Genomic DNA, 24,406 nt, shown 5'->3' with positions numbered 1-24,406 from the left:
TCACCGTGACCGGGACCGGGGACCACGAGGACGCGGCCACGTACGGCGCCACCGCCCAGGCGGCCATCAGGCGGCCCGGGAGGTGGTGGGGCCGGAAGGGCACCGCCGCCAAGGTGGAGTCGTACACCCGGATCTCGTTCCACCTCTTCCCGGTGGCGCAGCTGGTCACGGCGCTGCTCTCGCTCACCCCCGTCCCGGCGCGCTCCGCGCTGCCGGTGGCGGGGGCGCTGCTCGTGCACGTCGTCCTCGGCCTCCGGCTGACCGGGCAGGCGCTGGACTGGGTGGCGGGGCGCCGGGCGCGCCCCCGACGGCTGCTCTTCGCCTACATGGCGTGCGGCTTCGCCGGAGCCGCGATCGCCGCCCTCGTCCTGGTCAAGCTGCCGGACGACCCGCCGGCCACCTACTACACGGCCTGCGTGGGCACCTACGTGCTCTTCCTCGCCTTCAGCTGCGGCCTCGGGGTGCTGGCGCTGCGGACCCACCGGCAGAGCCTGGTCGCGGTGGCCGTCGCCACCTTCGGCGGGTGGCTGCTCGGCTCGGCCCTGCTGCCCGCCCCGGCCGCCGCCGCGCTCGCCCTCTCCACCCTGCTGAGCGCGGGCGGCCTCACCCTGGCCTCCCGCTTCTCCATCTGGCTCCTGCAGGCCGTCTACGAACTCGACGAGGCCCGGCACACCCGGGCCCGCCTCGCCGTCGCCGAGGAGCGGCTGCGGTTCGGGCGGGACCTGCACGACGTGCTGGGCCGGAACCTCTCCGTCATCGCGCTCAAGAGCGAGCTGGCGGTGCAACTGGCACGGCGCGAGCGGCCCGAGGCGGTCGAGCAGATGGCGGAGGTGCAGCGGATCGCGCAGGAGTCGCAGCGTGAGGTCCGCGAGGTCGTCCGGGGATACCGGGAGGCCGACCTGTACACCGAACTCCTCGGCGCGCGTGGCGTGTTGAGCGCCGCCGGGATCACCTGCACGGTGACCGGCACGCCGACCGGGCTGCCCCGGCCGGTCCAGGCGGCGCTGGCCTGGGTGGTGCGGGAGGCGGTCACCAACGTCCTGCGGCACGGCAACGCGGCGCACTGCCGCATCGCGCTGACCGTCGTCCCGGCGGGCCCCCGGGCCGAGGGCCGGCCCGCCGTGGCCGAACTCACCGTGGAGAACGACGGCGTACCGTCCGCGTCGGCCGGGTCCTCCGGCTCCTCCGGCGGCCACGGTCTGGCCGGGCTGCGGGAGAGGCTCGCGGCCGAGCAGGGGACGCTGGAGGCCGGGCCGGCCGGGAAGAGCGCGTTCCGGCTGGTGGCGCGGGTGCCCGTACCGGCGCACGAGGTGGCGGAGTCTGGTGTTCCGGGGGAGACCGCGGAGCGGGCCCGCCAGGAACTGGAGTAGGAAGAGGCCATGACCGAGCAGAGCCCCGAACCGCCCGCGCCCACCGGCCCCGCCCCTTCCGGCGGGGCGCCCGTCCGCGTCCTGCTCGCCGACGACGAGCACCTGATCCGGGGCGCGGTGGCCGCGCTGCTCGCCCTGGAGGACGACCTGGTGGTGGTCGCGGAGGCGGCGACGGGGCCGGAGGCGCTGGCGATGGCCCGCGCCCACCGGCCCGACGTGGCCGTCCTCGACCTCCAGATGCCCGGCGCCGACGGTGTGGCGGTGGCCACATCGCTCCGGGACGAACTGCCCGCCTGCCGCGTCATGATCGTCACCGGCCACGGCCGTCCCGGCAACCTCAAGCAGGCCCTCGCGGCCGGGGTGCGCGGCTTCGTGCCGAAGACAGTGAGCGCGCAGCGGCTGGCCGAGCTGGTCCGCTCGGTCCACGCCGGAAACCGCTACATCGACCCGGAGTTGGCCGCCGACGCCATCGCCGCCGGGGACTCGCCGCTGACCGCCCGCGAGGCGGAGGTGCTGGAACTGGCGGCGGACGGGGCGCCGGTGGCGGAGATCGCGGAGCGGGCCGCCCTCTCCCCCGGCACCGTCCGCAACTACCTCTCCTCCGCCGTGACCAAGCTGGGCGCCGAGAACCGGCACTCCGCGGTCCGTCTCGCCCGCGAGCGCGGTTGGGTATAGTGGTGCTCGCGCCACGGCGCAGCAGGCGAACGTAGCTCAGTTGGTAGAGCGCAACCTTGCCAAGGTTGAGGTCGCGAGTTCGAACCTCGTCGTTCGCTCCACGGAAGAAGCCCCGGTCCATCGGACCGGGGCTTCTTCGTGTGCGGTGCGGCCGACGGCCCGCGCTCCCCCTGGCAGGAGGGCGCGGGCCGCGCGCAACGGCTCGCTACGGGCTCAGCCCCAGCTGACGCCGGTCAGCCGCTCGTACGCCTCGATGTACTTGGCGCGGGTGCGGTCGACGACCTCCTCGGGCAGGGCCGGCGGCGGCTGCTCGGCGTGGCGGTCCCAGCCGGACGCCTCGGAGGTCAGCCAGTCGCGGACGAACTGCTTGTCGAAGGAGGGCTGGGCGCGGCCCGGCTCCCACGTGTCGGCGGGCCAGTACCGCGAGGAGTCCGGGGTGAGGACCTCGTCGGCGAGGATCAGGGTGCCGTCGGCGTCGTGGCCGAACTCGAACTTGGTGTCGGCGAGGATCAGGCCCCGCTCGCGGGCCACGTCCAGCGCCCGGCTGTAGACGGCGAGGGTGGTCTGGCGCAGCTCGGCGGCGGTCTCGGGGCCGACCAGGCGGGCGACCTCCTCGTAGGAGACGTTCTCGTCGTGGTCGCCGACGGCCGCCTTGGTGGCGGGGGTGAAGATCGCGGCGGGCAGCTCGGAGCCGTTGACGAGGCCGGGCGGCAGGGCGAGGCCGCAGACGGTCCGGCTCTCCTCGTACTCGACCAGGCCGGAGCCGGTCAGGTAGCCGCGGGCGACGCACTCGACCGGCGCCATCTCCAGGGACTTGCAGACCAGCGTGCGCCCCTTCCAGTCGGCGGGCGCCCCCTCGGGGAGGGTGGTGGAGAGCACGTGGTTGGGGACGAGGTCGGCGAGCTGGTCGAACCACCACAGGGAGAGCTGGGTGAGGACCCGCCCCTTGTCGGGGATCTCGGTCGGCAGCACCCAGTCGTACGCCGAGATGCGGTCGCTGGCGACCATGACGAGGTCGCCCGCCTCGTTCTGGTAGAGGTCGCGCACCTTGCCCGTGTGCAGATGCACCAGGCCCGGTACTTCGACGGGCTCGGGCTTTTCGACGAATCCGGACACGGTTCCTCCCCGTGGTTCTGGCCAATGCCCCCGATTCTTCCGTATCGCCCGAGCTACGGCCCGGTCAGGGTGGCGGCCGGGGCGCCGGGGCGGCTCAGTCGCGTTTGCAGATGCGGTCGAGGAGGTTGGCGGTGGCGCGCTGCACCCGTTCATCGACGTGGCCGGGGCGGTCGAGCGCCGGGGACCAGGCGAAGGTGCCGGAGGCGAAGACGAGGGCGCCGCTCGGGGCGCGGTACAGGGAGGTCTCCTGGTGGCGCTTGACGCCCTCGTGGTCGCGGTACGGGGAGTGGGCGAGCAGGATGCGGCTGTCGTGCTCGGGGAGCCGGGTGCGCGGGAAGTACCGGTCGGCCTCGCCGGCGACCATGCCGGGCAGTTCGTCGCCCTCGTGGGCGCCGGTCGCCTCCCAGAGCCAGTGCGAGGCGTTGCGCACCACCATCGGATGGGGCTCGGGGACCCGGCCCGCGTACTGGATGCCGAGGAGCTGCTGCTCGGCCCGCTCCACCTCGCGCCAGAGCGCGGGCCGGCCGGGGCCGCGGCGCTTGCGGCAGATCAGCATCCGGTCCGGGACACCGGAGGCCGAGGGCGACAACTCGACCTTCCAGTACATGGTGTTGGCAGAGAGGAAGACCAGCGAGGTGCCGTGGTCGCGGGCCAGCTCCACGGTGTTGCGCATCGGCACCGACCAGTACTCGTCGTGGCCGGGGAAGACCAGGCCGCGGTAGCGGGTCGGGTCGATGCGGCCGGAGTGCAGGTCGCGGGTGTCGGCGTAGGCGAGGTCGTAGCCGTACCGCTCGGCCCAGCGGATGAAGTCGTAGGCGTGGCCCACGTGCAGGGGCAGGCCCGCGCCCGCGTACGGCCGGTCGAAGGAGAGGGTGACGGCGGCGTCCTCCTCGCCGAGCAGCTTCCCCGACTCGTCCCACGCGTGGTAGAGGCTGGCGCCGGTCCGCCCGTCCTCCGGGTAGAGGTTGTACGCCTGCCAGGTCACGTCGGGCAGGACCAGCAGCAGGTCGGCGGGGTGGCTGTCGCGGACGGTGAACGGTACGTGCGAGCGGTACCGGCCGTCCGCCGTGGTCAGCACCGCGACGTACGCGCCGATGCTCCACAGGGTGGGGACCTGGAGCCGCCAGGAGAGCCACCAGTGGTGGCAGGAGACCGTGCGGTCGGCGGTGAGGGGCGGGGGCTGCACGATGCCGGAGAGGCGGGGGCTGGTGGTGATCTTGGAGGCGCCGTCGCCGCCGTAGTGGCCGATGCGGTAGACGTCGACGGAGAACTGCTGGGGCGGGTTGACCGTGATGTGGAAGTCGATCGACTCCCCCGGCGCCACGGCTCCCGCCGAGGCGAAGCCCTTGATCTGCTGGTCCACGTCGTCGGCGGTGCGTGGGCCGCCGCCCGGTCTCGGCGGGGGGATACGGGGGCCCGAGGCGCCCGGCGCCGGGGCGTGCTCCACGTACCAGGGGACCACCTGGCCGGTGTCGTCGAAGTAGTTCTCGCTCCCGCGCAGCCAGGGGACCGGGCCCTGGCCGAAAGGGTCCGACACGGCGTGCGCGTACGCACCCGATTCCCACCGGCGAATGTGCCCCGACCCCATGCGGCTCCCCTCCCTCGCTCACCGGAGTCCGCGCTGCCGCGTCCACTCCGCATCCGGCGACCGCGCCCAGCACATCACATTACGCACGCGCTCCGTCACCGTTCGTCTCGAATTGACGGGAACGGAGTGCATGGCTCCCGTTGGTCGCGGGGGTTCGGTCCGGCTATCCCCCTACTTGCCCCGGTCCGGGGGGTGCGGTTCGCCTGCGGCGCTTGGGGGTGGGTGGGGGTGTGGCTTCGGTTGGGGCTCGGGTGGGCAGTCGGGTGATGCGGGGCTGGGTTTCGGACAATCCTTGGGGGTGGCTTGACTTGCCGTGCCCTGCCCCTCAGGCGCCGGGGGGGGCTGTTCGCTTGGCGGGGCGCCCCTTGACCGTGCCGGTCACGGAGTGGCCTCAGGTGCCGGCCGGGCTGTTGGGTGCCGAGCGGCGTTCGACCGTGCCGGTCAAAGACTGGCCTCAATCGCCAGCCGGGCTGTCAGGTTCGCGGTTCCTCCGGTGCGTGGGTGGGGCGGGGCCGCGCCGGGGCACCTCCTCACAAACTGCAAGGCGCGGGGTCAGTCGCTTCAAGGCGGCCGTGTGTGCAGTTTGCTGCGGGGGCACCCCGACCCGTCCCCACCCCACGGTCTCGTACACGGCCAACCGCCGGAGGGTGGAATAAGGCCGTCACCGATAACGGGCCTCTCCACAGTGCCGACCGTCATCGCTCTCGCTCGTCACAAAGATCAATGGGTGACGGCCTTGTCCTCCTCCCACCGGCGGGACGACGCCGACGAGACGGAAGGGCGGGGACGTGCCGGGGTGCCCCCGCAGCAAACTGCACGCTAGGCCGCCTTGCTCCAATTGACCCCGCACCCTGCAGTTTGTGAGGAGGTACCCCGGTGCGGCCCCGCCCGACCCAACCGGCGAACGACCCGCGAACCCCCATAGCCCGGCCGGCGATTGAGGCCATCGGTGAGCGGCACGGTCGCGGTCAGCAGGGACAAGAGAGAGGAACCCCCACTCAGCCCGTCCGGCGCTTGAGGACGTCTTCTCAGCCCGGCCGGCGACTGAGGCCATCCTGAGCCGGCAGGGGCGAGGTGGGCAGGACGGGGCGGAGCTTCCGGCCACACCCCAGCCTGGCCGGCGCTTGAGGCCACCGTGGGCAACCGGGACGGGGGCGCAGCTCAGGTCGGGACGAAGCCCGCAGACAGCCCGGCCGGCGCTTGAGGCCAATCGGTGACCGGTACGGCCGGCTCCGGCAGGTCGGGGCGAAGCTCAGCACGAAACAGCCCGGCCGGCGCTTGAGGCCATCTTTGACCGGACGGTCGAGGGGCGGCCAGGTCGGGGCGCAGCCCAGCCACAACCAAGCCCGGCCGGCGACTGAGGCCACACCACCCTGCGCGGCGAGAACGGCGCCGCACGTCGAGATGAGGCGCGCGGAGGACAGCCTGGCCGGCGATTGAGGCCGATCAGTGACCGGCTCGGTCGGGCTCCGGCAAGTCGGGGCGAAGCCCAGCACAAAACAGCCCGGCCGGCGCTTGAGGCCATCTTTGACCGGACGGTCGAGGGGCCGCCAGTTCGGGGCGCAGCCCAGCCCCGCCCCAGCCCGGCCCGCGGCACGCGAGGCAGGCGGGGCGAAGCGGCCAGGCAGGCAGGGAGCCGGGCAGGCGGGCAGACGCGAAGCCAGGCAAGCACCCGCGCAGGCGGCCAAGCAGCCGGGCAGGCGGGGAGCCGCGCAGGCGGCCAAGCACCCGGGCAATCGGGGAAGTCGGGTCAGACCAGGCGGACCGGTTTGTCCGGGCGGATGCCGGTTTGGTGGACCCAGGTGAGGAGGGGGCCGCCGTCGCCCTGGTCGACGAGGGCGGTGACACGGACCGCCAGGTCCGACGCGCGGCGGCCCTGTACCAGGAGGACGGGCCCGTCGAGCCAGTCGAGCCCCGGCAGGGCCCCGGCGGTGTCCATCGCGGAGCAGCACACCATGGCCGCCACGTGCCCGGCGAGCAACTCGCGCCCCGTACGCGGCGGCTGAAGCGGACAGAGCGGCAGCCGCCCGCCGGCGGACAGGGTCTCGTCGGCCCCCTGCCCCACAGGGGCCGGAACCCCCGCCGGAACCCGCGCCTCGTCGCGGGCGACCTCCGCCGCGAGCGCCTCGGCGAGTTCCTCGGCCCGCTCGGCCACCCGGCGCCGTACCTCGCCCCCGGGCTGGGGCACCGTGGCGGCCCGGCCCGTCGCTTCCCCTCCTATGTCGACGCCCGTCCGCAGGGCCAGTTCGTCGTCGGAGGCGGTGGCCAGTTCGGCCTCGGTCAGTTCGGGGAGGCCGCCCGGCTCGGCCGCGGGCGCCCCGGCCGGCACCGCCAGGTGCTCCAGCACCCGGGCGAGGGTCGCCCCGCCGGGCTCGGAGGCGGGGACGCCCAGTCCGTCCAGGACCCGGTGGAGGCGGGCCGCCTCGGTGCGCCAGGTGCGGTCGACGACCTCGTCGGCGTACCCCTCCCAGTCGACGGGGAGCCACTGCGGTTCGCTTCCGGCGGGCTCGCCGTGGAAGAGGCGGGCGGCGAGGAGGGAGGTGGACTCGTCGATCGTGCCGGGCTCCTCCAGCAGGTCGCAGGCGGGGCGTTCGCCGAGGCGGGTGGTGAAGTCGTCGGCGAGCCGGTCGCGGCGGGAGAGTTCGGTGAGGGCGGCGACCACGCCCGCGTCCAGCCGGGCCGGCCAGCGCCCTATCCGCCAGGCGGGCAGGGCGACCCGGTTCAGCAGCCGGTCCCAGCCGGCGTAGGCGAGGCCGACCTGTTCCTGGGCGGCGATGCGCAGGCCGTAGTCGACCGCCTTGGCCCGCTCGGAGGAGGTGGCGGCGACGGCCCGCTCCATCTCGGCGGCCTCCTCGCGGCAGGCGTGCAGCAGCAGCCGGGCGAGGCGGGCCGTCCCGCCGAGGACCAGCCGGGCCAGCGGCCCCCGGCCCGGTTCGGTGCCGAGGGCGGCGGCCGCGTCGAGGCCGCGGACGAACCGGCGGGCGGCGATGATGTCGGGCTGCGCCGAGGGCCCCGTACCGGCGACGACCGGGGCAAGTACGGCGCGGAGTTCGGCGACGCGCATCCACCACAGGAAGGGCGAGCCGATCACCAGTACGGGGGCGGGCGGCTCCTGGCCGTGCGCGGGGCGGACCGCGTCGGCGCCGAGCGCCGGGTGGCTGCGGTCCTCCAGCCAGCTGTCGCAGTCGGGGGTGAGGGCTATCGCCGAGGGGGCGGGCACCTCCAGCCGGTCGGCGAGGTCGCGCACCAGGCGGTGCAGGTCGGGGGCGGAGTCCTCGCTGACCGGGACGGTGGGGCTGACCGCGGGCCGCGCCCGCGCCACCGCGAGGGCGAGCCCCGCCGCGGCGAGGAGGACCAGAACGGCGACGGCCGAGACCAGCGCGCGGGCCGCGTCCCAGACCGGCCCGGTGAGCACCCCGGTGGGGGCCCCGGCGAGCAGGACGACGGCGAGGGCCGCCGGGAGCAGGGCGAGGGCCACCGCCCGGCCGCGCACCCGCAGCACGGCGACGGCCCCGGCGCGCGCCACTTCGGCACCCGCCTGCGCACTCACACCTGACACGACCGGTCACACCCCTTTATCGCCCGCCCGGCGCCCGCTGTCCCAGCCGGTGCCGACGCGCTTCGACGGCGTTGCTCATTCCCCCACTGTGGCACCCGGCTCCGACATCGCAATGCCGGTGGGCCAAGTGCCGCACACCCCGGTCCACGGGCCGCAGAGCGCTTGCGCGGCACCCTAGTTGGGGGTGGGCGGAGCGTCAGCCGGATGGCGGATCGGTCACTCGATGGAATGCCTTTGGGCAGAGCTCGCCCGTGGCACGCGCGCCTCTGCGATCCTCACGCGCCCCCTGCCGGCGCCCCCGCACGCCCGGAAACGCCGCGTCCCCCGCCCACGGCCGAAGGCCGGTGAACGGGGGACGCGAAGAACGGCGTACCCGCGGCGCGGGGCGTACGCCCGGAGCGGTCAGCCGCGCTCCTCCACGGCGACGCGGGCCGCGATGTCGGAACGGTGCTGGGAGCCGTCGAGCCGGATGCGCGCCACGGCCGTGTACGCACGGTCCCGCGCCTCGGTCAGGTCGGCCCCGGTGGCGGTCACCGAGAGGACCCGGCCGCCCGCGCTGAGGACGGCGTCGCCGTCCTGGCGCGTACCGGCGTGCAGGACGTACGCCGCCGGAGCGTCCAGTTCCGCGACCTCGGCCAGCCCCTCGACCGGGTCGCCGGTGCGCGGCGTACCCGGGTAGTTGTGCGAGGCGACGACCACGGTGACCGCGGCCTCCTCGCTCCAGCGCAGCGGCGGGAGCGCGGCGAGGGTGCCGTCGGCGGCGGCGCGCAGCACCCCGGCGAGCGGGGTCCGCAGGCGGGCCAGGACCACCTGGGTCTCGGGGTCGCCGAAGCGGGCGTTGAACTCGATGACGCGGATACCGCGCGAGGTGATCGCGAGCCCCGCGTAGAGCAGCCCGGAGAAGGGGGTGCCGCGGCGGCGCAGCTCGTCCACGGTCGGCTGGAGGACGGTCTCCAGGACCTCGTCGACCAGCTTGGGGTCGGCCCACGGCAGCGGCGAATAGGCGCCCATGCCGCCCGTGTTGGGCCCCTGGTCGCCGTCGAGCGCGCGCTTGAAGTCCTGCGCGGGCTGGAGCGGGACGACGGTGCGGCCGTCGGTGACGGCGAAGAGGGAGACCTCCGGGCCGTCGAGGAACTCCTCGACGACCACGCGTCCGCCCCCGGCCGAGACGCAGTTCAGCGCGTGCTCGCGCGCCTCGTCCACGTCCTCGGTGACGACGACGCCCTTGCCCGCCGCGAGCCCGTCGTCCTTGACGACGTAGGGCGCGCCGAAGGCGTCGAGGGCGGTGTCGATCTCGGCGGCGGTGGTGCAGACGTAGCTGCGGGCGGTCGGCACCCCGGCGCCGGCCATGACGTCCTTGGCGAACGCCTTGGACCCCTCCAGCCGGGCGGCCTCGGCGGACGGGCCGAAGCAGTCGATCCCGGCCACGCGGACCGCGTCGGCGACGCCCGCGACGAGCGGCGCCTCCGGGCCGACCACGACCAGGTCGGCGCCGAGGCCGGTGGCGAGGCGGGCGACGGCCGCGCCGTCGAGCGCGTCGACCGGGTGCAGCTCGGCCACCTCGGCGATGCCTGCGTTGCCGGGCGCGCAGTACAGCGCGGTGACGTCGGGGTCGAGGGACAGGGAGCGGCACAGGGCGTGTTCGCGGGCGCCGGAGCCAATGACAAGGACCTTCACAGGCTTCAGCCTAGCGGGGCCGGGCGACGCCCCCTGTACGGGCTGCCGAGAAGCGGCCCGCTACTCGTTCGTATATTCCTCCACCACCGTGGCGCCCAGCTCGCGCATGATCAGGTCGTGGCCGGAGAGCGCCGACTCGTCGAGGTCCGGGTCGTCCTCCTCGGGGATGTCGTCCTCGATGGAGGTCGTGCGTCTCGGCGGTTCGGGGGCCGGGGGCCGCTGCTCGCGCTGCGGAGCCGGCGGCCCCTGCGGGGCGGGCGCCGGGGCCGGAGGCGCCGCCGGGCCGGGCTGCGGCGGGGCGGGCGCGGGCGCCGGGGCGGGCGCCGCCGGGCGCGGCTGGGCCGGGGCCTGGCCCCAGCCGCCTCCGCCGCCACCGCCGGGCGGGGTGGCGGGACCCTGGCCGCCCGAGGCGTCGATGACCGTCTCGATCTTCCAGTTGACCTGGAACTCCTCGCCGAGCGCCTGCTTCAGTACGTCCTCGCTGCCGCTGCTCGCGAAGTTGTCCCGGGCGCCGGCGTTGAGGAAGCCGAGCTGGAGCGTGGTGCCGTCGAACCCGGCGACGTGGGCGTTCTGGCTGAGCAGGATCCAGGTGAAGCGGCGGCGGTTCTTGACCGCCTCCAGGACGTTCGGCCACAGGGCACGGGCGTCGACCGCACCCGGCGGGGGCGTGGCCGGGGCCGCCTGCGGCTGGGGCTGCCCCTGCGGGCGGCCCGGCCCCTGCGGCTCGGCCTGCTGCGGCGCGGGGCCGCCGCCGGCACCGGCCGTCGGCCAGCCGCCTGGCCGGCGCGCGGCGGGCGCGGGCGCGCCGGAGCCGGGCGGCGCCGAACCGGGCCACGCGCCCGGGCGGGCCGGGGCCGCGTCGGCGGGGGGCGCGTCGGGCGCGGCGGCGGGCGGGGCGCTCTGCTGGGGTGCGGGAGTAGGGGCAGGAGCCGGGGGCGCCTGCGGGACCTGCGGCTGCGCGGGGGCGTACGCCTGGGGGGCGAGGGGGGCGGCGGCCTGCGCCGGGGGTCCGCTGCGCTCCAGCCGCTCCAGGCGGGCGAGGGTGGAGCGCTCGTCGTCGTAGGCGGCGGGGAGCAGGACCCGCGCGCAGATCAGCTCCAGCTGGAGGCGGGGGGAGGTGGCGCCGCGCATCTCGGTCAGCCCCTCGTTGACCAGGTCGGCGGCGCGGCTCAGTTCGGCGGCGCCGAAGACCGAGGCCTGGGCCTGCATCCGCTCGACCAGGTCGGCGGGGGCGTCGATGAGGCCCTTCTCGGCGGCGTCCGGAACGGCGGCGAGGATCACCAGGTCGCGCAGCCGCTCCAGCAGGTCGGCGACGAAGCGGCGCGGGTCGTTGCCACCCTCGACGACGCGGTCGACCACCTCGAAGGCGGCGGCGCCGTCCCCGGCGGCGAAGGCGTCCACCACGGAGTCGAGCAGCGAGCCGTCCGTGTAGCCGAGCAGCGCGGTGGCCATGGCGTACGTCACGCCGTCCTCGCCCGCGCCGGCCAGCAGCTGGTCCATCACCGACATCGAGTCCCGCACGGAGCCGGCCCCGGCCCGCACGACCAGCGGCAGCACGCCGTCCTCGACCCGGCTGCCCTCCTTGCCGCAGACCTCCGCCAGGTACTCGCGGAGCGTCCCCGGCGGCACCAGCCGGAACGGGTAGTGGTGCGTACGCGAGCGGATCGTCCCGATGACCTTCTCGGGCTCGGTCGTCGCGAAGATGAACTTGAGATGCTCCGGCGGCTCCTCGACGACCTTCAGCAGGGCGTTGAACCCCGCCGAGGTCACCATGTGCGCCTCGTCGATGATGTAGATCTTGTACCGGCTGGAGGCGGGCCCGAAGAACGCCTTCTCCCGCAGGTCACGGGCATCGTCCACGCCACCGTGCGAGGCGGCGTCGATCTCGATCACGTCGATCGAGCCGGGCCCGTTCCGCGCCAGGTCCTGGCAGGACTGGCAGGTCCCGCAGGGGTCCGGGGTGGGACCCTGCTCACAGTTCAGGCAGCGCGCGAGAATCCGGGCACTGGTGGTCTTGCCGCAGCCGCGCGGTCCGCTGAACAGGTACGCGTGGTTGACCCGGTTGTTCCGCAGCGCCTGCTGCAGCGGGTCGGTGACATGTTCCTGCCCGATGACCTCGGCGAACGACTCCGGGCGATAACGGCGGTACAGCGCGAGAGACGACACACCTACGAGCGTACTGGCGACCACCCACACACCGGGAAACGCAAGCGCCCCCCACGCACCCGCCAGAGCCAACCTACCCTTGCTGCCTTCCGGCCCTGGGGGAGTTCAGTCAGATAGCGCCACGTGAGGGGCTCCGCACAAGGTACCCGATCCCGCCTCCGGATACGAGTTCGCAAGCACTCCTCGCGGTCATGTAATGTTTGACGCGGAGGATTCGCCTAGAGGCCTAGGGCGCACGCTTGGAAAGCGTGTTGGGGGCAACCCCTCACGAGTTCGAATCTCGTATCCTCCGCCATTGCTCTCACCGGGCAATACGTCGAAGGGCCCCACCGCAAGGTGGGGCCCTTCGACGTTGTCTGCCTCTACCGCCTCAACGGCGCCCGGGTAGGGGCGTTCTCCGGACTGGAGAACGGTCTGTCCGGCCGCGCACGCCCCCGGCCCCGCGCTCCTGCGAGCCGCCTCAGGACTCGTCGGCCCGTAGCCCCGCCAGCAGTTCCGCCTGGTCCGTCAGGACCCCGGAGAGGATGGTGCGGGCCACGCGGAGGAGTTCGGCCACGTCGGGGTTGGTCAGGGAGTAGTGGACGGCGGAGCCCTCGCGGCGGGGGACGACCAGGTTGGCGCGGCGCAGGACGGCCAGTTGTTGGGAGAGGTGGGCCGGCTCGACGCCGATGTCGGAGAGGAGCTCGGAGACGGCGTGTTCGCGGCGGCTGAGGAGTTCCAGGACGCGGATGCGGACCGGGTGGCCGAGGGTTTTGAAGAACTCCGCCTTCAGCTGGTACAGCGGTGTGCTCACCGGACGGCTGCCTTCGTGCGAGGGCCGTGCATCGCGTCCACCTCGGAACTTTTGGCCTGGGGCTCGGAAATCGCCAAGGTTAGCAACGGCGGGCCGGTGAGGGTCAGGCCGTACCGGCGGGCAGAGGGCCGGTGCGGCCGAGGTGGGCGTGGGCGGCGGCCAGGGCCTCGGGCCCAGTCGCGTACTCGCGGTCCCGCAGCGCTTCCAGCGCCCCGACCGAGGCGAGGGTCCGGCGGTGGGCGGGGCGGATGCCGCAGGCCAGCACGGCGATTCCGCGCCGGCTCAGGTCCTCGACGGCCTCCTTGAGCGCCAGGGCCCCGGTGGCGTCCATCGTCGTGACGCGCGCCATGCGAAGGATCACCACGCGGACACTGGCGACCTCGGAGAGCTCCAGGAGGACCCGGTGGGCGCCGGCGAAGAACAGCGGGCCGTCGACGCGGTAGGTGGCGATGTGCTCGCTCGGCGGGACGTGTTCCGCGTCGCCGTGGACGGCCGGCGGCTCGGAGGGGGCGTCGGTCCGGTCGATCCGGGCCTGGACGGCGACCGCCCTCAGGGCCAGGGCTCCCGCGACGACCAGGCCGATGACCACCGCGAGGACGAGGTCGAGGACGAGGGTGGCGACGGCGGTCAGCACCAGGACGACGGCGTCCGAGCGGGTCGACCGGACCATCGCCCGCAGCGCGCCGGCCTCCACCATGCGGACCGCGGTGGCGATCAGCACCCCGGCGAGCGCGGCCAGCGGGATCTTGGAGACGAGGGGGGCGGCGGCGAAGACGATCACCGCGAGGACGGCCGCGTGGGTCAGGGCGGCCAGGCGGGAGCCGGCGCCGCTGCGGACGTTGACGGCGGTACGGGCGATGGCCGCGGTGGCGGGTACGCCGCCGAACAGCGGGGCGGCCAGGTTGGCCACGCCCTGCCCGAAGAGTTCGCGGTCGGGGTCGTGCTTCTGGCCCGTCGTCATGCCGTCCGCGACCGTGGCCGACAGCAGTGACTCCAGCGCGGCCAGCGCGGCGACCGCCAGCGCCGGGGCGAGCAGCGAGCCCAGTGCGGACAGTTCGAGGAAGTCCAGCGAGGGCGCGGGGAGCCCGGACGGCAGAGCGCCGATCGGGGCCGCCCCGTCCAGGTGGAAGAACTGGGCGGCCGCCGTCGCCGCGACGACGGCCACGATCGAGAAAGGCACGGCGGGCCGCCAACGGGCGCCGAGCAGCATCACCGCCGCCACGCCGAGGGCGAGGCCGGTCGCGGTCCAGTTCGGGGTGCGTACGAACTCCTCGACGGCGCGCCAGGTCACCATCAGGACCGAGTCGCCCTCGGGAGCGGTGACCCCGAGGGCGTTCGGGACCTGTTGCAGCCCGATCACGCAGGCGATGCCGAGGGTGAAGCCCTCCACCACCGGCGCCGGGACGTACCGCATGTACCGGCCGGCCTTCAGCACGGCCAGCGCGAGCAGCAGGACGCCGGCCAGCAGGCCGACCGTCAGCACCCCGCCCGGGCCGTACTGGGCGACGATCGGCACCAGCACCACCGTCATCGCGCCGGTCGGCCCGGAGACCTGGAGACTGGAGCCGCCGAACAGCGCCGCGAGCGCCCCCGCGACGACGGCGGTGGCCAGTCCCGCCTCGGCGCCCAGGCCGGAGGAGACCCCGAAGCCGAGCGCGAGCGGCAACGCCACGATCGCCACGGTGAGGCCGGCGAGCAGGTCGCGGCGCGGGTCGCGCGTCATGGCGGCGAAGTCCGCGCGGGTGGGCAGCAGGGACCGCACGCGGGTCCACACCTGGGCAGGCAGCGGGCTCACGACGCCGGAACCTCGGCCTGGCGCGGCGGAATCGGCACTGTCACGCACCCCTTTCGACCTTCGTCACCCCGGCCGCCCGGGACCTCCCCAAGACAGCGCACACAGCATGTAGCGAATTGCTTAATTTCGCAATTCGTTGATTCCCGGCTCGCGACAAACACACCATCAGCGCCGATTACGGCACATCTCGCATCCCCCGTGCCATGCTCGGGACTTTCGACCGGCGAGCGGGACGAGGAAGAACATGGCCAGCACGGAGCAGGTCGCGGAGCGGTTTCACGCGGCGTTGACGGCGGCGGACGCGGACGGGCTGCGGGGGGTGCTGGCGGACGAGGTGACGTTCGAGGGGCCGGTGGCCACCGCGTCCGGGGTCGCGGAGTGCGTCGCGGGGCTGGTGGAGATGGGGAAGATGATCTCCGGGGACCACGTCGAGGTGCGGCTGGCCGACGGCGGGAACGTGCTGACCTGGTCGACCGTGCGGGCCGGCGGCGGGCCGGGGCGGCCGACCGTGACCTGGCTGCGGGTGGACGGGGAGCGGATCACCGCGATCCGTACCGTCTTCGACGCGCGGGGGACCGGCGGCCGCTGAGCCCGCGGACGTTCAGTCGCCCAGGGCCGCCAGGAAGGCGCGGGCCGGGCAGAAGAACGTCGCTCCCGTCACCGCTCGCGAGTAGTCGAGGATGCGGTCGTGGAGCGGGGGCGGATCGCCCAGGAACATGCGCTCCAGCATCTTCTCGGTGACCCAGAGGTGGCGGGAGTAGCCGATGAAGTAGGTGCCGTACTCGCCGGTGCCGGGGTGGGCGAAGGGCATGTTGTCGCGGAGGATGTCGTGTTCGCCGTCGGCGTCCTGGATGGTGCAGAGGGTCTTGTGGGACTTCTGGCCCTCGGTGGCGTCGGGTTTCTCGACGTTGTCGAACTTGGTGCGGCCGATGATCTCCTCCTGGGTGCCGGTGGTCTGGGCGCGCCAGGCGGAGAGGTCGTGCAGGTACTTCTGGACGACGACGTAGCTGCCGCCCGCGTACGCCGGGTCCTCGTCGCCGACGAGGGTGGCGGCGGGGAGGGCGGCGCCGTCCGGGTTGGCGGTGCCGTCGGCGAATTCGAGCAGGTCACGGCCGTCGAAGTAGCGGAAGCCGGTGACGTCGTCCACGGCGGTCACCGAGTCGCCGAAGGCTTCGAGGAGGATCTTCTCGAACTCGACGATCAGGTCGGGGGAGGCGGCGCGCAGGTGGTACAGCAGGTCGCCCGGGGTGGCGACGGCGGTGTGCTTCTCCCCCTTGATCTCCCGGAACGGCCGCAGTTCCTTCGGCGGCGGCTTCCCGGTCAGCCGCGGCCAGCCGTGGTGGGAGATGCCGACGTTGCAGGTGAACATCGCCCCGTTGGCGCGGATGGTGATGTCCTTGATCAGGTCGTCGGTACCGGCGACCACGGACCGGACCGTCGCCACCGCCTCCTCCCCGTCCTTCACGACCAGGACGAGGAAGCCGGCGGCCGCGCTCAGCGGGGCGTCGATGTACTGCGGTTCGGTGGACTGGGGCTCTGTGGACTGAGGCTCGGCGGCGATGACCCCTCCAGGTGTCCTGTCCGGTACGCGGGGATCCGGCCCGCTCAGCGTCGGACATCGGAGGCCGGCTCGCCACCGGCGTGACCCGGTGGCGTGATGCGGTGGCGTGATGCGGCGCGGGGACCGGCCGGCGGCGGCTTCCACCCGGGTGGCGCCTCAGCTCACGGGACGGGCCCGTTCCCAGACGTTGAGGATCAGTTTCCGATCGAGGTTCCGGGCCCGCACGGCGACCGCGGAGCCCGGCAGGTCCTGGCCCATCAGCACCCGCGCTGTCGGAAGCACCACTCCTCCCTCCAGGCTCCCGAGAAAGACCAGCTGCCGGTCGTGGAGGAGTCTGCGGTCACCCGGGAGCATGACCCTGACCGTGCAGTCGTGACGGGCGAAGGCGGCGGCTTCGGCCTCGGTGAACGACATGTCGTTGCGGTTCTTGGCGACCAGCAGCCGCAACCGCGTGGAGCAGGCGCCCCGGACTTCCTGGACGAAGCGCAGGAGGTCCGCCGGCTTCACCGCCATGTAACGGTCGACCCATACCGCCTCCGGGACTCCCGACAGGTACGCGCAGAACGCCTTCACGGAGTCCTGCCGCCGCGAAGGCCAGGTGGGCGCGCGACCGTCCAGCGCGGCCCGGCCCTCGTCCGTCCGCAAGGCTTCCACCACGCCGTAGCGTGGCAGCCCGTCCGGCTGCCGTGCGGCCGGCACCAGCAAGGGTGCCAGCGCCTCGAGCGCGGAGTCGTCCTCGGGCAGCGCCGCCGGGCCGTCGCGCACCACCCCTTTGATCCAGGCCACCGCCTCCCAGGGCACGTCGTCCACCCACTTGGCCACGAGCGCCTGGGCGGAGTCCCGCACCTGGTGCAGGGCGGCCCGGCCCAGAACCGGGACGACTTTGGCCAGGAGTGCCGCGTTACCGCCCACCGCCTCCGCGGCCTCCGCCGAACCGGCACAGCCGACCGCCTCGAAGTCCGCGCTCCCGGGGTGGGGCAGCGCCACCACCCGGGCGCGTGCCACCAAGGGCGACCCCCTGGAGACCAGGTGCATGCTGCGCCCCCAGCGGCCGGTGAGTAAAGCTCCCATGTCGAGCGCGTACTCGCCGTCGACCAGCAACTGGAGCAACTGCCGTTGAAGGCGCAGGCCCTCGGGGTTGCGCAGCGCGTGTGCGTAGTCGTCGAAGAGCAGCTGAGCCGACCCGTACCGGCTCAGGGAGTGGAGGACGCCTTCCTGGAAGGTGGCCGTCCGGTCCGCCTGGTTGTCCGGGGTGTAGTCGCGCCCGAAGGTGAGCACGCCGGTCGGCCCCAGTTCGCGGGCGACCGCCTGCAGCAGCACGGTCTTGCCGGACCCCGGTATCCCCCGGACGATCACCGTCTGACCGTCGGTCAGCCGCTCGCACACCTGAGCCACCCAGCTCCGCTGGGCGGGCAGCAGCCCCCCGGCGCTCACTTCAGCACCAGGTCACGCATGGCGTTGATGCGGGGTGCCCACTTCTCGTCGGTGATGCCGTAAAGCACCAGGTGGGCGGCCATCTCGGGCTCGCTCTCCGCCCACTCGCGGGCGTCACGCTGCTCGTTCTCGTCCTTCGACCACAGCAGCGGCAGCATGGCCGCCTCGTCCCCGAACCAGTCGGTGAACGAGTCCAGGACGTCCGACACCTCCGTCCGGGGGGTGTTGGGCCCCCTCTGCTCCAGGGCTTCCCGCAGCGCTTCGAGGGTGACGTGCCAGGGGATCTCGTCCGTGGGGCGCTTCCGCGTCGCGGCCGAGCACGCTTTACGGGTGAGCAGGGGGTGGCCGCCGAACTCGTGGTAGAGGAAGTCGATGGTCTCGTGGTCCCGGTAGCGCAGCCCCATCCGCTTGCCGAGGCTGCGGACCATCTCCTGCATCTCGTCCTTCTTCATGGGCGACAGGAAGGAGAGGCGGACGAACTTGTAGAGGAGGTTGTCCTTGCCGTCCAGCAGCGGCCGCTCGAATATCGCCGGGTCCACACCGGCGCAGACGAGCCCGATCCCTTCCTTGCCTCCCGCCTCACGACGCTGCACCACCCCGCGTAGCTGGATGAGGCAGCGCATGAGCGCCCTCGCCTCGTCCTCCTCCAGGTTGGAGCGGCCGGGCCATGCCTGGTCGATCTCGTCGACGAACAGCTCCAGCCGGCCGGGCAGCCCGTCCAGCAGCGCGTCCAGGTCGTTGAGCCAGTACGTGGAGAGGCTCGCCGCGGTGTTGGGCCGGCCGTCCCGGGTGAGCGTCGCCAGGCGCGGTGCCGGCGCCCCGCCGGCCCGCAGCAGTTCGTGGCACTTCTGCAGCAGATTGAGCTGGAACATCTCTGCCGTCAGGCCGCTTATGTCCAGGCGGACGACGGGCCTGTCCTTGTCCGCGCGGTGGTTCTCCACGAAGTTGAGCAGGGAGGTCTTGCCGGCCTTGCGCAGGCCGAAGATGCCCACCGACTGCCCCCGGTCCAGGGCGAAATCGATGTCGCGCACCTCGGTACGGCGCCCGTAGAAGGCCGCGGGCTCGGTGATGGGCTTGGTCAGATCGTAGTGATCCTGGGTCACCATGATCCGGGCGATGCGCTGCCTCAGACCGATCCTGGCGCCGTGTCCCAGCAGTTCCGAGGAGTCGATGGTCAGGATGGGCAGTTGGCCGCGCCGACGGCGGACCAGGTTCTCCGCTCCTGCGTCAGGGGTGAGCAGGATCGCGAAATCCGGATCGAGGCGCGCTTCGCCCTTCCTCAGACGTTCGGCGATGGTGTCCAGCGTGCGGGGCTCCACCCGGTCGTAGGACGCGGACAGGCACAGCACCTCGAGGTGCAGGTCGAAGGTGTCGCGGACGTTCTCGGGCATGGTGATGTAGATCCACCACCGTCGCCCGTCCCTCGGGTCCTCGACGAACCTGTTGGGCTCTGCTCCCATTTCGCGGAGCAGCTTGTTGAACTGCCGCCCTCCGCTGACCCTGTTCTCGAACCTCGCCTTGTGCTCGGCGAGAACCTGCTGATTGTGCGTACCGGCCACATGAGCCTCTCAGCGGAGCGATTTTTCCGGGATCGTACTCCGGGAGAGCGCCGTTGAAAGCCCTTTTGCACCAAGACCGGACGGCCTTGGTGCAAAAGGGAGTTGGGCCTGCGGGAGGGGTCGATGGGAAGACACCGGGCGGACCCGGACCGCCCCGGACCGCACCGGGCGCCTCCCTGCGCCTCACCCCCCGACGTACGCCGCCAGATGCTCCCCCGTGACCGTCCCGCGGTTCTCGGTCAGGTCGGCCGGGGTGCCTTCGAAGACCACGCGGCCGCCGTCGTGGCCGGCGCCGGGGCCCAGGTCGATGATCCAGTCGGCGTGGGCCATGACGGCCTGGTGGTGTTCGATGACGATGACGGACTTGCCGGAGTCGACGAGGCGGTCGAGGAGGGCGAGGAGCTGGTCGACATCGGCGAGGTGGAGGCCGGTGGTGGGCTCGTCCAGGACGTAGGTGCCGCCCTTGTCGGCCATGTGGGTGGCGAGCTTGAGGCGCTGGCGTTCGCCGCCGGAGAGGGTGGTCAGGGGCTGGCCGAGGGTGAGGTAGCCGAGGCCGACGTCGGCGAGGCGGGTGAGGACGCGGTGGGCGGCGGGGGTGCGGGCCTCGCCCTCGCGGAAGAACTCCTCGGCCTCGGTGACGGGCATGGCGAGGACCTCGCTGATGTCCTTGCCGCCGAGGTGGTGTTCGAGGACGGACGCCTCGAACCGCTTGCCGTCGCACTCCTCGCAGGTGGCGGAGACCCCGGCCATCATGCCGAGGTCGGTGTAGACGACGCCGGCGCCCTTGCAGTTGGGGCAGGCGCCCTCGGAGTTGGCGCTGAAGAGGGCGGGCTTGACGCCGTTGGCCTTGGCGAACGCCTTGCGGATCGGGTCGAGGAGGCCGGTGTAGGTGGCCGGGTTGGAGCGGCGGGAGCCGCGGATGGGGCTCTGGTCGACGGAGACGACCTCGTCGCTCCTGGGGATCGAGCCGTGGATGAGGCTGCTCTTGCCGGAGCCGGCGACGCCGGTGACCACGGTCAGGACGCCGAGCGGGATGTCGACGTCGACGTCCTGGAGGTTGTGGCGGTCGGCGCCGCGGATCTCCAGGGTTCCGGTGGGCTTGCGTACCTGCTTCTTCAGGGTGGCGCGGTCGTCGAGGTGGCGGCCGGTGAGGGTGTCGGAGGCGCGCAGCCCCGCGACGGTGCCCTCGAAGGAGATGGTGCCGCCGCCGGTGCCGGCCCCCGGGCCGAGGTCGACCACGTGGTCGGCGATGGCGATGGTCTCCGGCTTGTGCTCGACGACGAGGACGGTGTTGCCCTTGTCGCGCAGCCGCAGCAGCAGGCCGTTCATGCGCTCGATGTCGTGCGGGTGGAGGCCGATGGTGGGCTCGTCGAAGACGTACGTGACGTCGGTGAGGGACGAGCCGAGGTGGCGGATCATCTTGACGCGCTGGGCCTCGCCGCCCGAGAGGGTGCCGGCGGGCCGGTCGAGCGAGAGGTAGCCGAGGCCGATCTCCACGAAGGAGTCGAGGGTGTGGCGCAGGGCGGCCAGCAGCGGCGCGACCGAGGGTTCGTCCAGGGTGGCGACCCAGTCGGCGAGGTCGGTGATCTGCAGGGCGCAGGCGTCGGCGATGTTCAGCTCGCCGATTCGGGAGGAGCGGGCGGCCTCGCTGAGGCGGGTGCCCTGGCACTCGGGGCAGGCGGTGAAGGTGACGGCCCGGTCCACGAAGGCGCGGATGTGCGGCTGCATCCCCTCGCGGTCCTTGGAGAGGAAGGACTTCTGGATCTTGGGGATGAGCCCCTCGTAGGTGAGGTTGGTGCCCTCGACCTTCACCTTGGTCGGCTCGCGGTACAGGAAGTCCCGCATCTCCTGCTCGGTGAAGTCGCGGATGGGCTTGTCGGGGTCGAGGAAGCCGGAGTCGGCGTAGAGGCGGACCGTCCACCAGCTGTCGGACTTCCAGCCGGGGATGGTGAAGGCGCCCTCGCTGATCGACTTGGAGTCGTCGTAGAGCTGGGTGAGGTCGATGTCGGAGACGGTGCCGCGGCCCTCGCAGTGCGGGCACATGCCGCCGGTGCGGGTGAAGCTCTGCCGGACGGTCTTGGCGTTGCCGCGCTCGACCGTGATGGCGCCGTGGGCGCGGACCGAGGGGACGTTGAAGGAGTAGGCGTTGGGCGAGCCGATGTGCGGGTCGCCGAGGCGGCTGAAGAGGATGCGCAGCATCGCGTTGGCGTCGGTGGCGGTGCCGACGGTGGAGCGGGGGTCGGCGCCGAGCCGCTGCTGGTCGACGATGATCGCGGTGGTCAGCCCTTCCAGGACGTCGACCTCGGGGCGGGCCAGCGTCGGCATGAAGCCTTGCAGGAAGGCGCTGTACGTCTCGTTGATCAGCCGCTGCGACTCGGCGGCGATGGTGTCGAAGACCAGGGAGCTCTTGCCCGAACCGGAGACGCCCGTGAACACCGTGAGCCGGCGCTTGGGGATCTCGATGCTGACGTCCTTGAGGTTGTTCTCCCGCGCGCCGTGCACGCGGATCAGGTCGTGGTGGTCGGCGGCGTGCGGCGCGGCCGGCGGCGCGTCCTGCCTCGTGGCCCTGGTCATCGTCTGGTCTCTCCCCTGGCTGGCGATGCGGAGCTGGCGGTACGGGCGGCCGGTCAGCGGCGTTCCTGGATGCGGATGAGGTTGCCCGCGGGGTCGCGTACGGCGCAGTCGCGGACGCCGTAGGGCTGGTCGGTGGGCTCCTGGACGATCTCGGCGTCGCCCGCGACCAGCTTCTCGAAGGTGGTGGTGAGGTCGGGGGTGGCCAGGAGGATGCCGCCATAGGTGCCCTTGGCCATCATCGCGTCGATGGTGCGGCGCTCGTCCTCGGTGACGCCCGGGTCGGCGCCCGGCGGCAGCAGGACGATGGCGGAACCGGCGCCTCCGGGCGGGCCGACGGTGATCCAGCGCATGCCGCCGTAGCCGACGTCGTCGCGGACCTCCAGGCCGAGGAGGTCGCGGTAGAAGGCGAGGGCGGCCTCCGGGTCGTTGTGCGGGAGGAAGCTCGCGTGGACGGTGAGGTGCATGGGGTTCTCGGCGCTCATGGAACTCACGCTAGGCGGGCCGCCCGGTGCACGCTTCTCGATTCCTGACCGGTTCCGCGCCGCCCGCCGCCTCCCCGCCGGGGGCGCTCCCCCGGGGCGGCCTGGCCTTCCTGACCGGCCGGGTCACCTGCTTCGCCACGCACGCGGGCATCCCCTCGATGTTCTGCCCGGCCAGGTCCTGCCGCTCCCGGAAGACGCTGGGCGGGACCCCGACCAGCTCGGTGAAGCGGCTGCTGAAGGTCCCGAGCGAGGAACAGCCGACCGCGAAGCAGACCTCGGTGACACTGAGGTCGCCCCGCCGGAGCAGGGCCATCGCCCGCTCGATCCGCCGGGTCATGAGGTACGAGTACGGCGGCTCGCCGTAGGCCAGCCGGAACTGCCGGCTGAGGTGGCCCGCCGACATGTTCACACCCCGGGCCAGCGCCTCCACGTCCAGCGGCCGCGCGTACTCCCGGTCGATCCGGTCGCGGACGCGCCGCAGGAGCGCGAGGTCGCCCAGGTGGGGCGCCGGGGGCGGGCTGGTGCTCATTCTTCGGATGATGCCACGGCGGGAGTGGGGGCGCCGGGGGAGCAGATGGCTCCGGTTGTGCGGGTACGGACGGTATCGGCCCAACAGCGGTGATATGCAGCCGGGTTGGTGGATTACGCCGCCCCGGGGCCCGGCCTCGGACCAGGCTGGTCCGGTACATCCACCCGACACCGGCACAGGGAGGACGGAAGGCGTGGGCAAGCAGATGAAGTGCGGCTCGACGCAGACGACGACAGGCAGACCCTGCGGGAGACCGGCCATGATCGGCTACTCCCGCTGCCAGCTGCACCGGGGTACGTGGACGCCCCGGCAGCGGCCCCGGCGCAAGAAGCGGGGATAGGCGCGTCGGGCGCGGGCGGGGCGGTCCGCCGCCTCACCCGCGCCCGTACGTCTCGCGCCACCGGCGCCGGTGGGCGGCGTCGCCCTGGCCCGCGCCGCCGACGGCGAGGAGGGCGGTCAGCGGGGTGCCGGAGTTCCACAGGCCGAGCAGGTCGCGGTGGACGGCGGTGATGCGGTGTTCCGCGGCGAGGGCGAGGGCGGCCTTGCCGAACGGGCAGGTGGCCGCGAAGACGGCGACGTCCGCGCGGTGGTGGAGCCAGGCCGTGCCGAGGAACTTCTGCATGTCACCGCTGGGCACGTACCGGTGCGGGGCGTAGTGCTTGCACTGGATCACCAGGCGGCGGCCGTCCGGGAGGGTCGCGGTGACGTCGGCGCCCAGGTCGCCGGCGCCGCCGGTGACGACCACGTCGCGGCAGCCGTCCCGGCGGCAGAGCGCGGCCACGTGGTGCTCGAACTCCCGCCAGCTCAGGGCGTCGACCTCGGCGAGGCTCGCGGCGCGGAGCGCCGTGGGTTCGTGGGGGTGGGGCTTGCCGCGCCGGGGGAGGCGGTCCGTGTGGTGGAGCCACCACAGGGCTGTGGCCGAGGCTCCCGTGGCGGCCGCCACCAGGACGTACGGCCAGATTGTCGACCAGGTCGTCGCCAGCAGGGCTGCCGTGGCGGCAGCTGCGGCGAGCCTGGTCCTGGTCTGCGGGGCTGCCCGGCGTGCCGGGCGCCTCCGGGCTGCGCCCCGCCGGGCTGTGCCCCTCCGGGCCGGCCTCCGCTGCGCGGGGCGCCGTTGTGCCGGGCGTCGGGCCCCGCGCTTCGTCGCCATGCGTCGTCCCCCGTCCCCGCCTTGCGTGCGCTCGGCCGTCGCCAGTCTGCGCAGGGGCCGCCTGGGGCGAAAGGGCGCCCGGTTCGCCAGGTGGCGCGAAACCGGCCTGGACTTCGCGCCGCCCGCGCCGGTCACGAACTGGCCTCAAGCGCCGGCCGGGCTGTTGGTTGCCGGGCTCCGTCCCGACCGTGCCGGTCACTGACTGGCCTCAAACGCCGGCCGGGCTATAGGGATTCGCGGTTCCTCCGGCACGGGGGTGGGGCGGGGCCGCGCCGGGGCACCTCCTCACAAACTGCATGGTGCGGGGTGAGTTGGAGCATGGCTGCCTCGTGTGCAGTTTGCTGCGGGGGCACCCCGACACGACCCCACCCCACGGTC

17 protein-coding genes, 2 tRNA genes and 1 other RNA gene are annotated in these 24,406 nt (G+C 73.3%); 5 read left to right on the top strand and 15 right to left on the bottom strand.

Annotated elements, in window-relative coordinates; genetic code table 11:
- The first annotated feature begins 5 nt into the window (after positions 1–5).
- From IF45_RS0127380 to IF45_RS0127370, 3 genes are all read left to right on the top strand, one after another.
- Positions 6–1,370, top strand: coding sequence for a sensor histidine kinase (locus tag IF45_RS0127380; RefSeq protein WP_030310112.1), 1,365 nt, complete (start codon positions 6–8; stop codon positions 1,368–1,370).
- Between the two features lie 9 nt (positions 1,371–1,379).
- Positions 1,380–2,045, top strand: coding sequence for a response regulator transcription factor (locus IF45_RS0127375; protein WP_018894829.1), 666 nt, complete (start codon positions 1,380–1,382; stop codon positions 2,043–2,045).
- Between the two features lie 25 nt (positions 2,046–2,070).
- A tRNA-Gly gene (locus IF45_RS0127370) sits at positions 2,071–2,146 on the top strand.
- A gap of 112 nt (positions 2,147–2,258) precedes the next feature.
- Here IF45_RS0127370 and IF45_RS0127365 read toward each other — a convergent pair.
- From IF45_RS0127365 to ffs, 6 genes are all read right to left on the bottom strand, one after another.
- Positions 2,259–3,161, bottom strand: a complete 903-nt coding sequence (locus IF45_RS0127365; protein ID WP_003949526.1) for a phosphoribosylaminoimidazolesuccinocarboxamide synthase — start codon at positions 3,159–3,161, stop codon at positions 2,259–2,261.
- 94 nt (positions 3,162–3,255) lie between these two features.
- Complete coding sequence (locus IF45_RS0127360) at positions 3,256–4,749, bottom strand: N,N-dimethylformamidase beta subunit family domain-containing protein (RefSeq protein ID WP_003949525.1); 1,494 nt, start codon at positions 4,747–4,749, stop codon at positions 3,256–3,258.
- Positions 4,750–6,499: 1,750 nt separating this feature from the next.
- Positions 6,500–8,275, bottom strand: a complete 1,776-nt coding sequence (locus tag IF45_RS0127355; protein ID WP_037638641.1) for a hypothetical protein — start codon at positions 8,273–8,275, stop codon at positions 6,500–6,502.
- Positions 8,276–8,710: 435 nt separating this feature from the next.
- On the bottom strand, positions 8,711–9,985 hold the full coding sequence (purD, locus tag IF45_RS0127350; RefSeq protein WP_003949522.1) for a phosphoribosylamine--glycine ligase: 1,275 nt from the start codon (positions 9,983–9,985) through the stop codon (positions 8,711–8,713).
- 60 nt (positions 9,986–10,045) lie between these two features.
- Positions 10,046–12,151 (bottom strand): DNA polymerase III subunit gamma and tau, encoded by a 2,106-nt coding sequence (locus tag IF45_RS0127345; protein WP_030310108.1) that lies wholly within the window; start codon positions 12,149–12,151, stop codon positions 10,046–10,048.
- A gap of 37 nt (positions 12,152–12,188) precedes the next feature.
- Positions 12,189–12,287: signal recognition particle sRNA small type (ffs, locus tag IF45_RS32680), an RNA gene on the bottom strand.
- A 71-nt stretch (positions 12,288–12,358) separates the two neighbouring features.
- Here ffs and IF45_RS0127340 point away from each other — a divergent pair.
- A tRNA-Ser gene (locus tag IF45_RS0127340) sits at positions 12,359–12,446 on the top strand.
- Positions 12,447–12,611: 165 nt separating this feature from the next.
- Here IF45_RS0127340 and IF45_RS0127335 read toward each other — a convergent pair.
- Both IF45_RS0127335 and IF45_RS0127330 read right to left on the bottom strand, forming a co-directional pair.
- On the bottom strand, positions 12,612–12,944 hold the full coding sequence (locus IF45_RS0127335; protein WP_003949519.1) for an ArsR/SmtB family transcription factor: 333 nt from the start codon (positions 12,942–12,944) through the stop codon (positions 12,612–12,614).
- A gap of 103 nt (positions 12,945–13,047) precedes the next feature.
- Positions 13,048–14,706 (bottom strand): SulP family inorganic anion transporter, encoded by a 1,659-nt coding sequence (locus tag IF45_RS0127330; protein WP_049978357.1) that lies wholly within the window; start codon positions 14,704–14,706, stop codon positions 13,048–13,050.
- Positions 14,707–14,983: 277 nt separating this feature from the next.
- Between IF45_RS0127330 and IF45_RS0127325 the strand changes: the two genes are divergently transcribed.
- A complete protein-coding gene (locus IF45_RS0127325) occupies positions 14,984–15,328 on the top strand; it encodes a nuclear transport factor 2 family protein (protein ID WP_003949517.1) in 345 nt (114 codons plus the stop codon).
- 12 nt (positions 15,329–15,340) lie between these two features.
- Here the strand turns inward: IF45_RS0127325 and IF45_RS0127320 are convergent, their stop codons facing one another.
- From IF45_RS0127320 to IF45_RS0127290, 7 genes are all read right to left on the bottom strand, one after another.
- Positions 15,341–16,249 carry a Dyp-type peroxidase gene (locus IF45_RS0127320; protein WP_078842941.1) on the bottom strand — a complete coding sequence of 303 codons (909 nt, stop codon included), beginning with the start codon at positions 16,247–16,249 and terminating at the stop codon, positions 15,341–15,343.
- 207 nt (positions 16,250–16,456) lie between these two features.
- On the bottom strand, positions 16,457–17,734 hold the full coding sequence (locus IF45_RS33010; protein ID WP_107048054.1) for a P-loop NTPase family protein: 1,278 nt from the start codon (positions 17,732–17,734) through the stop codon (positions 16,457–16,459).
- A complete protein-coding gene (locus IF45_RS0127310; RefSeq protein WP_129805629.1) occupies positions 17,731–19,194 on the bottom strand; it encodes an ATP-binding protein in 1,464 nt (487 codons plus the stop codon). Before IF45_RS0127310 ends, IF45_RS33010 begins: the two co-directional genes overlap by 4 nt.
- A 282-nt stretch (positions 19,195–19,476) precedes the next feature.
- Complete coding sequence (locus IF45_RS0127305; protein WP_030310099.1) at positions 19,477–21,867, bottom strand: ATP-binding cassette domain-containing protein; 2,391 nt, start codon at positions 21,865–21,867, stop codon at positions 19,477–19,479.
- 53 nt (positions 21,868–21,920) lie between these two features.
- Positions 21,921–22,349: a VOC family protein gene (locus IF45_RS0127300; RefSeq protein ID WP_008413365.1), complete on the bottom strand. Its 429-nt coding sequence runs from the start codon at positions 22,347–22,349 to the stop codon at positions 21,921–21,923.
- Between the two features lie 10 nt (positions 22,350–22,359).
- The gene (locus IF45_RS0127295) at positions 22,360–22,878 is read right to left on the bottom strand and encodes a helix-turn-helix transcriptional regulator (protein ID WP_015507500.1); all 519 of its coding nucleotides are present in this window, start codon (positions 22,876–22,878) and stop codon (positions 22,360–22,362) included.
- A 373-nt stretch (positions 22,879–23,251) separates the two neighbouring features.
- Entirely contained in the window at positions 23,252–23,821 is a 570-nt protein-coding gene (locus IF45_RS0127290) for a restriction endonuclease (protein WP_008413369.1), read from the bottom strand.
- Positions 23,822–24,406 lie beyond the last annotated feature (585 nt).

This window comes from Streptomyces albidoflavus (genome assembly GCF_000719955.1).
In the GTDB taxonomy this organism is placed as follows: Bacteria; Actinomycetota; Actinomycetes; order Streptomycetales; family Streptomycetaceae; genus Streptomyces; species Streptomyces albidoflavus.
Note: the sequence above shows the minus strand (reverse complement) of the source record. Positions and strands in the feature narration are given on the sequence as shown.

What these genes read in the sequence shown, in the direction of transcription:
- IF45_RS0127305 (WP_030310099.1), bottom strand. Translation starts at nt 21,867, where the DNA reads ATGACCAGGGCCACGAGGCAGGACGCGCCGCCGGCCGCGCCGCACGCC.
- IF45_RS0127295 (WP_015507500.1), bottom strand. Translation starts at nt 22,878, where the DNA reads ATGAGCACCAGCCCGCCCCCGGCGCCCCACCTGGGCGACCTCGCGCTC.
- IF45_RS0127360 (WP_003949525.1), bottom strand. Translation starts at nt 4,749, where the DNA reads ATGGGGTCGGGGCACATTCGCCGGTGGGAATCGGGTGCGTACGCGCAC.
- IF45_RS0127300 (WP_008413365.1), bottom strand. Translation starts at nt 22,349, where the DNA reads ATGAGCGCCGAGAACCCCATGCACCTCACCGTCCACGCGAGCTTCCTC.
- IF45_RS0127325 (WP_003949517.1), top strand. Translation starts at nt 14,984, where the DNA reads ATGGCCAGCACGGAGCAGGTCGCGGAGCGGTTTCACGCGGCGTTGACG.
- IF45_RS0127375 (WP_018894829.1), top strand. Translation starts at nt 1,380, where the DNA reads ATGACCGAGCAGAGCCCCGAACCGCCCGCGCCCACCGGCCCCGCCCCT.
- IF45_RS0127310 (WP_129805629.1), bottom strand. Translation starts at nt 19,194, where the DNA reads ATGGGAGCAGAGCCCAACAGGTTCGTCGAGGACCCGAGGGACGGGCGA.